11 protein-coding genes are annotated in these 11,196 nt (G+C 45.4%); 4 read left to right on the top strand and 7 right to left on the bottom strand.

Annotated elements, in window-relative coordinates:
- Positions 1 to 1,026 (bottom strand): 5'-3' exonuclease H3TH domain-containing protein (locus QUA83_RS11045; protein WP_333293215.1); only part of this gene is annotated, 1,026 nt, incomplete at its 3' end.
- A 284-nt stretch (positions 1,027 to 1,310) separates the two neighbouring features.
- Here QUA83_RS11045 and QUA83_RS11050 point away from each other — a divergent pair.
- Entirely contained in the window at positions 1,311 to 2,633 is a 1,323-nt protein-coding gene (locus QUA83_RS11050; protein WP_333293216.1) for a J domain-containing protein, read from the top strand.
- A gap of 89 nt (positions 2,634 to 2,722) precedes the next feature.
- On the opposite strand, the gene QUA83_RS11055 is transcribed toward QUA83_RS11050, so the two are convergent.
- The 3 genes from QUA83_RS11055 to QUA83_RS11065 form a co-directional block, all read right to left on the bottom strand.
- Positions 2,723 to 4,423, bottom strand: a complete 1,701-nt coding sequence (locus tag QUA83_RS11055; protein ID WP_333293217.1) for an EAL domain-containing protein — start codon at positions 4,421 to 4,423, stop codon at positions 2,723 to 2,725.
- Positions 4,423 to 6,795 (bottom strand): PAS domain S-box protein, encoded by a 2,373-nt coding sequence (locus QUA83_RS11060; protein WP_333293218.1) that lies wholly within the window; start codon positions 6,793 to 6,795, stop codon positions 4,423 to 4,425. The genes QUA83_RS11055 and QUA83_RS11060 overlap by 1 nt, the downstream gene beginning before the upstream one ends.
- Before the next feature lie 504 nt (positions 6,796 to 7,299).
- Positions 7,300 to 8,490, bottom strand: a complete 1,191-nt coding sequence (locus QUA83_RS11065; RefSeq protein WP_333293219.1) for a WD40 repeat domain-containing protein — start codon at positions 8,488 to 8,490, stop codon at positions 7,300 to 7,302.
- Positions 8,491 to 8,749: 259 nt separating this feature from the next.
- Here QUA83_RS11065 and QUA83_RS11070 point away from each other — a divergent pair, with 259 nt between their 5' ends.
- The 3 genes from QUA83_RS11070 (at position 8,750) to QUA83_RS11080 (ending at position 10,286) form a co-directional block, all read left to right on the top strand.
- Positions 8,750 to 9,124, top strand: coding sequence for a DUF1257 domain-containing protein (locus QUA83_RS11070; RefSeq protein ID WP_333293220.1), 375 nt, complete (start codon positions 8,750 to 8,752; stop codon positions 9,122 to 9,124).
- A gap of 102 nt (positions 9,125 to 9,226) precedes the next feature.
- A complete protein-coding gene (locus tag QUA83_RS11075) occupies positions 9,227 to 9,913 on the top strand; it encodes a class I SAM-dependent methyltransferase (protein WP_333293221.1) in 687 nt (228 codons plus the stop codon).
- A 121-nt stretch (positions 9,914 to 10,034) separates the two neighbouring features.
- A complete protein-coding gene (locus tag QUA83_RS11080; protein WP_333293222.1) occupies positions 10,035 to 10,286 on the top strand; it encodes a hypothetical protein in 252 nt (83 codons plus the stop codon).
- On the opposite strand, the gene QUA83_RS11085 is transcribed toward QUA83_RS11080, so the two are convergent.
- The 3 genes from QUA83_RS11085 to QUA83_RS11095 all read right to left on the bottom strand — a co-directional run bounded on the left by QUA83_RS11085 (position 10,274) and on the right by QUA83_RS11095 (position 11,128).
- Entirely contained in the window at positions 10,274 to 10,621 is a 348-nt protein-coding gene (locus QUA83_RS11085) for a type II toxin-antitoxin system PemK/MazF family toxin (RefSeq protein ID WP_333293223.1), read from the bottom strand. The genes QUA83_RS11080 and QUA83_RS11085 overlap by 13 nt on opposite strands.
- Entirely contained in the window at positions 10,621 to 10,827 is a 207-nt protein-coding gene (locus QUA83_RS11090; protein WP_333293224.1) for a hypothetical protein, read from the bottom strand. The genes QUA83_RS11085 and QUA83_RS11090 overlap by 1 nt, the downstream gene beginning before the upstream one ends.
- 139 nt (positions 10,828 to 10,966) lie before the next feature.
- Positions 10,967 to 11,128, bottom strand: a complete 162-nt coding sequence (locus tag QUA83_RS11095; RefSeq protein ID WP_333293225.1) for a hypothetical protein — start codon at positions 11,126 to 11,128, stop codon at positions 10,967 to 10,969.
- Between the last annotated feature and the right edge of the window lie 68 nt (positions 11,129 to 11,196).

Genomic DNA, 11,196 nt, shown 5'->3' on the forward strand with positions numbered 1-11,196 from the left:
TGTGGGGTGGGCATCTTGCCCGCCCTTTGCAACAGGCAAGATGCCTGTTCCACTGTCTGTCAATGGCTCTTCTGTGCCACCAAAACGCTTTTGAATTTGTTTAACTTTGCTTAAAAATGTTTTAAATTCCAATTTTTCCAGCATGGGAATCAAGGCTGATTCGTCAAAACCTATAAGCTGGCAATCTTCTAAGTTTATTTCTAATGGCACGTCTTGGACAATTGTCGCCATGCGTTGAGAATGATAAGCAGCTTCTTTGCCTTCTTCTAGCTTTTTCTTAGTTGCTCCTTTAATCTCATCAATGGCTGCATAAATTCCATCAAGGGAATTGTAAGCTTCCAGCAATTGCAGGGCGGTTTTGTCGCCGATGCCTTTGACTCCGGGGATGTTATCGGATTTGTCGCCGCAGAGAGCTTTGTAATCTATTACTTGTTCGGGCAAAATACCGAGTTTGGCTTTGACTTCTTCCGGGCCGTATTCTTGGGATTTGCCTTTGCCCGATCGCCTGAGTTCATCCGTACTCAAATATAATACGCTGATTTGTTTTTCGGTTTCTACTAATTGAAACAAATCTCGATCGCCCGTGAGGATTTTGACCTGATAACCTGCCGCGCTGGCTTTGTTTGCCAAAGTTCCCAAAACATCGTCCGCCTCGTAGCCTGGAGCAGTTATGGCAGGTAAATTCAAATACGTGAGCAATTCTTGCAGGTTTTTGATATCCGGCTTAAAATCTTCCGGTGTTTCGGCTCGACCGGCTTTGTAGGTGTCGTCTGCTTCGTGGCGAAATGTGGGTGTGGCGAGGTCAAAGGCGATCGCCATGTACTGGGGGTCGTGGGCCGCCATTACTTCCAGCAGCGACTTGAGAAAGCCAAAACAGACGCTGGTGGGAATGCCTGTCGTAGTTCGCAAGCCTCCGTCTCGACTTTTGGCGAAGGCGAAGTAGGAGCGAAAGGCCAGGGAGTGGCCGTCAACTAAGATGAAGATGGGAGCTTGATTTGCCGACACAGACACAAATACCGATCGCACGAAACTATTTTCTCATTGTAGCCAGTTGTCATACCAGTTCAAGCAAAGAATCCAACTGCCAACAAGCTCTAAACTCTTATATAATCAGCCATTCCCAATTATTCAATCCAAAATCCAAAATCCAAAATCTAAAATCGACTGGCCCGCAGACTTGAGGACGCTTGACACTTGAGCGGATCTCAGCTTACTGTGCAGCTTGGCTGAGAATAGTACAAGATGTTAAGTACGATTCCCTACGGGATAGCTTCGCTTCACGCGAATTTACAAACACCTGCCCGAAGCCTATGGCTGACATTAATCGATGCTACGAAATCCTCGAAATTGAGCCGGGAAGTTCCCTAGAAGAGATTAAGCGCGCTTACAGGGATTTAGCGTTTGTGTGGCATCCCGATCGGTTTGCCCACAACGATCGCCTGCAACAAAAAGCTCACCAAAGATTAACAGAAATTAATGAAGCTTACCAGCAGTTGGTGTTGTTTCTGAGTCAGGCTGAATCATCGAGGTCGATCGAAAAACAGTTTCAGCCACCGCCGCCTGCGCCGGAAAAGCCGCTGAGAAGGCGTTCTGGAAAATCAGCCGCCAGGCCTGGTTCCCAGCGCCGTCAAACCCGCCCAAAAGCCGCCTCCAAAAAATTTCTAACTCAAAAAAACTCTTCAAGCAAGAAACGATTTACCACTCACAATCGTCCAGCGTGGCGGGGCACAAAGCAACCAGGGCGAATCGTTGCGAGGAAAGCACGGCCATCTCAAAACTATCGAAAGCTTACCTCGAAAAGGAAAACAGAATTTTCAACTCAATACTCAAAACCGCGAAGCGCGCCGAGGGAAGTGCGGCCATCTCAACACTATTCAAGCTTCCCTTGGTGGCCGCTGGCAATCGCTGTGGTGAGTTATGCTTTGACCGGTTGGATTTTGACGGTATCAGCCGCCCCGCTGTGGATGTGGGCTTTAATCTGCGGTGCAGATTGGCTGTGGGCCGCGATTTTGCTGGCGGAGGGTTCAGCAACGCCTAGAGTGTGGCTGGCGGCGTTAGTTTTGGCTGGGGCGGTGGGGGGGTCGATCGCTGGTTTTCAGGCGGGAGGAAAGGTCACAGGGGCTGCTTGGGCCGCAGTTGGGGCTGGTTTGGGGGCGATCGCCAGTTCTGAGGCCCAGTCGCGGGCTGTGGCTACTGTTTTGGCTGTAGGGGGAGTGGTGACAGTGGTGGGATTGATGGCTGGAACTGGTTCTGGGAATTGGGTTAAGGCGTTGGTGACGGCCGCGTGTTGGGCGATTGTCGGCTTGATGTGCGGGCTGGTGGCGGAAGTAGGCGTCAATTCTGGCGGCCCCGTCGGGCTCCGAGGTGCGATCGGGCTGGGGATTGGGGCGTGGGCGGGGGTTTTGGCTGGGGCGGGTTCGGGGGATCTCGTCCAAGCCTTAGCTATCGCCGGGTCTAAGACTGTTTATGGGGCTTGGGCTGCGATCGGCATTATTGCTGGAGTTGTGGCCCGGATGGTAGCTGCAGAAAGGTTGATCCACACTGGCAGCGCGCTTTATACGTTTATCCTGTTGGTGGCTACTTCCGGTTTTGGGCTGTGGCTGGGAAGTTGGTTGGGCGATCGTATCTTTTAAATTAATCAGTTGTCAGTTGTCAGTGGGCAGTTGTCAGTTATCAGTTATCAGTTATCAGTTATCAGTTGTCAACAGTCAACAGTCAACAGTCAACAGTCAACAATTCCGGAGGATTGCAACCGGAATCGATCTAAATTCCAGCACTTATCGCTTTTCAGCAGCGCTTCAAACTCAGCCCTTGGCAAAGCCTGACTGAAAAGATAGCCTTGAATTTCGTCGCATTCGTGCTCGCACAAAAAATCAAGTTCCTGCTTATTTTCTACCCCCTCAGCGACCACCGTCATGTTCATGCAGTGTGCCATTTGAATAATCGCTATTGTTATCGCTGCATTTTGGCGATCGTCTGCAATGTTGCGAATAAAACTCTTGTCTATTTTTATCGCATCAAACGGAAAGCGTTTCGGATAACTCAAAGAAGAATATCCAGTCCCAAAATCATCAATTGCTATCCTAATCCCCTGATCTTTCCACATCGTAAAAGCTTTAGCTGCTGCAATTTCGTCTTGCAAAACCAGACTTTCCGTCAGTTCTAATTCCAAACACTTGGGATCAAGACCAGTTTCTGTTAATATCTCCCTGACTCTTTCCGTGAAATTTTTGCGCTCGAATTGACGGGCTGACACGTTAACTGCCACTCGCAGGGGCGGTAAACCTGCTCTTTGCCATGTTTGAGTTTGCCTGCAAGCAGTCTCTAATACCCATTCACCCAACGGTGCAATCAAGCCCATTTCTTCAGCCATTGGAATAAATTCTCCAGGGGAAACTCGCCCCCGTTCTGGATGATTCCAGCGGACTAAAGCTTCAGCCCCAATAATTTTACCTGTTTTAATTTCTATTTGCGGCTGATAGTAAATTTCAAACTCTGAGCTTTTTAAAGCATGGCGCAAGCAAGTTTCTTGAAGAAGTGTATTGATAAAATAATTAGCATTCTTTGCCGTATAAAAATGATAACTATTGCCACCTTTCTGCTGAGATTGATACATTGCTATATAAGCATTTTTCAGCATTTCATCTCCGTCGGTGCCGTCTCCGGGATACAAGCATATCCCCATACTAGCAGTGACATAGACTTCGCAATCTTTGACAATCATAGCTTGGGATACAATATCTAAAATGTTTTGAGCAATCTTAGCCACATCCTGTTTTTCTGTAACTGGTTTGAGTATCAGCGCGAATTCTGCCGCTTCCAAACGAGCCACAATATTAATGCTTTCCATGCAGTTAGTTAGCCGCTGGGCGATGCTGCAAAGCACTGAGTCGCCGATATCGTGTCCCCAGGTACTGTTAATGCGGTTGATTTTATCTAAGCTAAGCGTGACAACTGGAACGAGTCCTGACAATTCTTTTTGACACTCTAATAGTTGACTTAACTTTTCTCGCAAAAATGAACGATTCGGCAGGTTAGTCAAGCTGTCATACTGATGTCGGTAGAATGCCAGTTGAATAGTTGTGTGCAAGTTTTTTTCTTCAAATGGCTTAACAATATAGCCGAAGGGTTTTGTACTATTGACTCGTCGCAAAGTAGTTTCATCGGCATAAGCTGTCAGATAAACTACCGGAATTTGAAAGCGCAAGCGAATTTCTTCGGCTGCTGTAATGCCGTCTATTTCTCCTTGCAGGTTAACATCCATTAAAACTAAATCCGGGCGTAACTTTGCTGCCGATTCAATCGCTTCTTCTCCAGAATAGACCATCCCAGTTATTCTATATCCTAGAGATATTAAACAGTCGGAAATGTCTTCCGCAATGATGCTCTCGTCTTCAACTATCAGAATTTTTTTCTTGGACACTAATTTTTCTCCTCAGAGTGCAACTTGGGTTGAGAAAAGGTTATTCTAAAAGTCGTGCCAGCAGTTTCTAACAGTTCTATTCCCCCCCGGATTTGCTTGACTAAAGACCCGACCAGTCGCAAACCCAACGTTCGGGCTTTCCGATAATCTAAGTCTTGAGGGAAACCAATTCCGCTGTCGCTCACGGTTAGCACGCAAACTCTGTTATTATCTAAAGTGAAATCTATGTTAATTTTACCTTTAACTTGTCCTTTAAAGGCATATTTGAGGGCATTTGTCACAAGCTCGTTGATAATTAACCCGCAAGGAACTGCCGTATCAATATTAAGAGAACACGGCGCAATATTTGTTTGCAAGTTGACGCCTTCTGCATGAATTTCATAAGCTTGGAATAAATTGTGGGCGAGATTTTGGATGTATTCAGCAAAGTCAATGTTTGACAAGTCTTTGGATTGATACAGTTGTTCGTGAACCAGGGCCATTGATCTGACTCGGTTTTGACTTTCTTTTAACATTTCACTAACGTGGCTGTCTTGGATGTAGCGTGACTGAAGTTTGAGCAAACTGGAAATAACTTGGAGGTTGTTTTTAACACGGTGGTGAATTTCTTTGAGGAGAACTTCTTTTTCTGCGAGGGATGCTTTGATGCCGTCTTCGTCGCGCTTGCGATCTGTAATATCTCGCACTACTGCTTGAATTACTTTTCGTCCGTTAATTTCCATTGCATTTAATAGCACTTCAGCGGGAAATTCTGAACCGTCGAGTCGTTTGTGTACCCAGTCAAAGCGACAGCTACCGGTTTGCATTGCTGTCGATATTCTCTGTGTTGCTAGACTGGATGAGTCTTGTCCGCTAGGCTGAAATTGTGGGGAAAAGTCGCTCAGTTTTTTGCCGTAAAATTGTTTTGTGTTGCTACAGCAAAATATTTTTAAGGTAGCGGGGTTGCAGTCAAAAAACTCTTTTTCGTCAAGCAACATTACTGCGTCACTGGTGGCTTCATAAAGGCTGCGAAATTTGTGTTCGGATTCTTGCAGCGAGCAAATCAATTGGTTTTTGAGAGCTTCGGCACGCTTGCGATCGGTAATGTCTATTCCTACAGAAACTGCTGCGGTTCCCTGATGATATTTCTGAGCTACTATCAAATAGTTGCGGACGAAACCGTTAATTTCGATTTCTATTTCTTGGCAGGTTTGCTGAGATGAACTGTCAAAAAAAATTCGGATCAGTTCTCCGAAAGTCGATCCTTTGTCGAGAAAGTTGATTTCTTGACCGACAAAGCTTTCAGGAGACAGGTTGAATGAGGTTGCTAAGTGCTGGTTGACTCCGATATACCGCAAATCTGAACTGATCCAAGAAATCAGTCCGGGTACGGCATCCAAAACGGCGCGAAGTTGGTCTGTAGCTTCTTGGAGTGCTTCTTCCGATCGCTTGTGATCGCTAATATCTGTCGCCGTTCCGCACAAGCCTAAAATAGCGCCGTTTTCAGCTTGGTTTACGATGCTGTTGACGCGCAGGTGAACGGGAGTACCGTCTTTGCGAATGTGTACTGTTTCGTAAGGAGAATTAGCGGTTTGTGGCTGAATTTTGGTTCTTGCTAAAAGTTGGGCAAATATTTCTCTTGGTCTACTTTCTTGATCTGGAACTAAAAAATCGGTGAAGCGGCGTCCGATCATTTCTGGCGGTTCGTAACCGTAGATGCGTTTGGCGGCGGAATTGACAAAAGTCAAGAGGCCTTCAATATCGATCGACCAAATCAATTCTTGGGAGGTTTCTACGAGGTTGCGGTACTTTTTTTCGCTTTCAGCAAGTGCTGCATTGAAGACTTCCCTCTGCTGCTGCAGTCTGTCTTTTAATTCTTGATTTGCGGTTTCCAGAGTTGCGATGAACTGCTCGCGCTCGGTAATTTCAGTAGAAACACCCACTGCCCCGACAACTTCGCCGTTTCCATCTCGCAGGGCTGCCGATCGAATTTCGTGAATACAATCCCTCTCTCGGACGTTCCAAGTGCGATCGTTTCCTGCTAGTACCTCGGCAATATTTTCTAAGATATCTGGCTGGCTGCTGTAAACTTCAAAAATCGATCGCCCGACAGTTGTACCTGGTTTGAGTCCCAAATTTTCTAATCCTTTACCTGCTGCAAGAGTTAACTTGCCGTCTCTGTCTGTTGCCCACAGGAAAATTGGGGCACAACTGACAGCGGCGTGAAGGGTTTCGTTGGCTTGTTTGAGCCGAGCGATTTCTGCGTGAAGCAGATCCTGGGTGGTGTTTAATTCTACCGTTAGTCGATCGGCTTTTTGCTGCCAACTGGCAGCAGTATCGCACATTTCTACGAGATTGCGGGAACGACAGATGGATTGGTTGCAGTGTGACATGGTTACTCTAGGGCGCACTGTATATTTAACCCTAGCCTATCTTTTAAGCATAAACTTTTTAAGTCAAATATTACAATTAGCAGGAATACTCATCCGACCAAGATGCGATATATTAAAGCTAGTTTAAAGGATTAAGAAATTGCCGCTTGCTCCGGCTTTTGGGCGACAGTTCACAAATTGATAATAACCTGAATAATGTCTGCCAGTCGGTATTTTTACGGTAACTATTTGTAGTAGTGCAAAAAGAAGTTCCGCAATCCTCGGCTTGCACAAGAACTGGGATTGTAAATTTATTATATTTGTTTGCGTAAATTCACGCACCGAGGAAGAGGGAATCGGGAAATTTGAAATATAGGCAGCGCCTGAATGGTTAGGAGGTACTTAATTTGTGAAAATCATGAGGTCGATTCCCTCTTGTTTCTGCCTTCTGCCTTCTTCCCTATTCCCTATTCCCTCTTTCTTCCATCCGCTACATCTTGTACAGTGCTCGTTGCCGAACTTTCTTCAATTCACTCCCCAAGTTTTGACAGTTTTGTCTATACTGCCAGTGATAATAGTTTCACCATCGCTGCTAAAAGTAAGACAAGTAACAGAGCTTTGATGTCCGCTGAGAGTGTAAAAATTTTCGCCCGTACTGGCATTCCAAAATTTGATATTACCATCGGCACTAGCACTGACAACAGTGAGTCCGTCGGCACTAAAGGCGATCGCATTTATCGAGTTAAAATGCCCTGCCAAAGTGATTGAACTATCTGGATTCGATAGCTGCCGCAGTTGAATATTTCTGTCCCAGCCGCCAGTAGCCAAAGTCTGCCCGTCTGGACTGAAAGCCAGACAATTCGCGTAACCCTTAATTGTTTGAGAGCATTCTCTGCTGCGGAGGTTCCACAGTTTAATTGTACCGTCAGAACTGCTGCTAGCGAGAGTTTGTGCGATCGGGCTAAAAGCAAGACTAACAATTCCTGCTTTATGAGCTCCCCAAGTTAAAAGATTGCCAAAAGTACAGATTAACTTTCCCGTCTCTAAATTCCAAATTTTGATAGTAGTATCTGCCGAACCGCTGGCGATAACTTGACTGTCGGGACTGATGACAATTGCGCTAATTTCCCCTTCATGTCCGAGGGAAGTATGCCGCAATTCTCCTCCCTGCCAAATTTCGAGCGCACGGTGTTTCGGAGTATTTCTGCTTCTCACAAACACTTCACTTTCTTGGCCAAGTATAAAAGTTTCTTGAGCGCGGGGATACTTGTCAACAGTATAGAGTATTTCTCCTGTATCTACATCGCAAATTCTAATTATTTTCCCGTGCAAACTCGCCGTGCGATCACCTCCGGGACTAATCGCAACATTTGTCCCAGTTTTGACCGTCTGGATGCAGTCAAAAAGCTTGTAAGGCACGAAGTCTTTTAAAGCTTGGCGGACTAGAGGTTCTGTCCTCGATCGCAAAATTAAATAAGCAACTCGCTGCACTTCTGCTGCGGGGTCAAGCAGCGCCTCAATTGCTAAATTTAAACCAGCGCCTCCGTATTTAGGAGCATCTTTAACAGCGGCAATCCGAGCCTCGATACTAGGACTGTTGAAGCGCTGCTTGACTCCGGCGATGCCTCCCAAAACAGCGCCGGCGATCGGGATTTGACTTTGACCGCCGAGGACGGCATCATATTCTCTGGGTTGGTTAGAATTGTCGGGCATCATACGATTTTAGATTTTAGATTTTGGATTTTAGATTTGAAGAATTGGAGGATTGAAGAAAGCGAACTCACGGATAAATCTGGGAAATTGTTATCGGATATTATGTTTTTAATTTCTGCATAGATGAAGCCGGGGGCTTGTAACCGGGCTGCTTTCGCTGACGCTCAAACCCGGTTTAAGATCGCAAGTTCTAACTTATTGACTGTTGCTGTTTATGCTATTATAATCAAATCAGCGTTTCACACAAAAATCCGAAAGTGATATGTCACACTTCACAACGATCAAGGTTCAGATCAAGAACGGCGAACTGCTACATCAAGTGTTGGAAGAGTTGGGTTATCAAGTAGAGTGCAATGTGCAGGTACGGGGTTATCGCGGTGACAAAACTAATGCCGAGTACGTGATTCGGCAATCCAATGGTTACGATTTGGGTTTTCGCCGCAGCGAAGAGGATTACGAATTGGTGGCGGATTTTTGGGGCGCTCGAATTAATCAGCAGGAATTTGTCAATTCAATTAGTCAAAAATACGCGCGCAAAAGTTTGATGGCGGCGGTGCAGTCAGAGGGTTTTCATGTTGAAGAAGAGGAAACTTTGGAAGATGGAACGGTGAGAGTTGTAGTTGGTCGATGGGTTTAAGAATCGGGCTTTTTGAATTCATTTTTATGGACTCAGGACTTACGCAGAATCGGGTTAAAATCAGATTTTTTCGTAAGTCCTAGTACCAATAGGAGAATCACCATGAAATTCGATCGCCCTGAACAACAAATTCAACAAAGTTGGGAGGCTAATGCTGACGCATGGATACAGGCGATCCAATACAACACAATCGAAAGTCGCCGGATAGCAACCGATGACGCTATTCTGCAAGCAGTTCTGCGCTATGGGCCTCGGCGTGTTTTGGATGTTGGATGCGGTGAAGGTTGGCTGACGCGCGCCCTAGCAAAGCGCGGTGTTGAGGTTGTTGGAGTTGATGGTTGCGCTGTTTTGGTCGATCGAGCTTGTGAGAAAGGAGGCAGTTGTTTTCGGGCGATCGGCTACGATGAGATTATTGCCGATCCAGCGATACTCGGTCAACCATACGATGGAATCGTCTGCAATTTCTCGCTACTGGGTGAGGAAATTGGAGATTTATTGCGATCGTTACGCCAAGCAATAGTCTCCGACGGACATTTGTTTATCCAGACAGTTCATCCATTCACAGCGTGTCAGGAACAGCCCTATGTTGATGGATGGAAAACCGAGACTTTCGACAACTTCGGCGGAGCTTTTCGAGAGCCAATGCCGTGGTATTTTCGCACAGTTAGTTCGTGGTTTCAACAAGTGTTGGAATCGGGTTGGAGGGTCTGTGAATTCAAGGAGCCGATACATCCACAGACGAAGATTCCTCTTTCCATGCTGCTGATTTGTCAGTCACTCGGCGATTGAAATCTTGTCAAACGGACTCCGAGAACAGGGGGAATGAAGAGGGAATTTTGTATAATGCGATCGACGCGATCTAATTATACCAAACTGGTAAACTAATTTTAGGAAAAAAAGATACTTACCCATGAACATTACAGAACTCAAGACTGCTGTAACGGAACTTTCACAAAATGAACTCGCAGAGTTTCTCGAATGGCTTGATGAGTTCCAAGCAGCTCTCGCAGATCGCCACTGGATCGATACTGTACGAGTTAAGATAGATGCTGCTGTTGCCATGTCCGAACATACTCCACCGATTGACGGCGAAACCTTTATTGCAGGGATTTGCGATCGTTTCCGGCAAGTACGCGAGAGTAAACAAGGCTATACTAATTGAAATGCTTGTATTAGAGTTGCATTCAATTGCTGCATTTGCTGACTTCCTAACTCGCCCAATCGTCTCAGTATTAATCTCTGTTCAAGACTGACAATCCGAGTCACTCTAACTTTAGAAGATACTTTTAATCCCGTGCTGGGAAATTCTGTATCAGAAGCATTTAAAGCAAATTCATCTAAACTTAGGCTAGTGACATTTTGCGAAGAAATGAAGCAGATCGTAATTTCATCTATGGTTGAACTTGCCCACAGCACTAAAGCCGGACGTAACTTTTTATGACTCAAATCTGTAAAGGGAAATTCAGCTAAAACAATATCTCCTTTTTTTAGCTTCACTAAACTGGCTCTCCATCTTCAAGGGTGTAAATATCAGGTTCGTCGTGCAGGAATTGAAATGCTCCTCCGCTTTGGGCTAACTGGGCTATTTCCGCAGTAGAAGGATAGGGGATGTTACTAAATAGTTTTGCTTTGATTAGCAATTGCTCTTCTTCTGAGAGTGTCTGGATGATTTGTACCAAGGATTCAATGAGTTTTGTGTTCATAGCTGAAAAAATCTGGGGATATTTTATCTTACTTCAACAAGGCAACCTTCGATGATTATAACAAAACAACTAAGAGCGTGAAGCGAAGCTATACCGTAGGGAATCGCCCGCTCCAGTATAATTCGGAGATAGCACAGATTTACTCCTCGAAGTCCACCTGCTTAACCTGCTCTAAAGGTATATCTAGCGCTTCTGCAATTTGCTCGTCGCTCAAGCCAAACTGCCGTAATTTATCAATTGTTTCAATCTTAGTTTGATTTTTGCTTTTCTGCTGCGATTCGGGAGTTTGCCGCGGGAGCATCTCAATTATGCAATAAGTAGAAATACTTATAAAAGTAATATGCAAGAATTATGTAAAATGTAAAAACA

This window comes from Microcoleus sp. K1-B1 (assembly GCF_036704705.1).
GTDB lineage: Bacteria > Cyanobacteriota > Cyanobacteriia > Cyanobacteriales > Microcoleaceae > Microcoleus.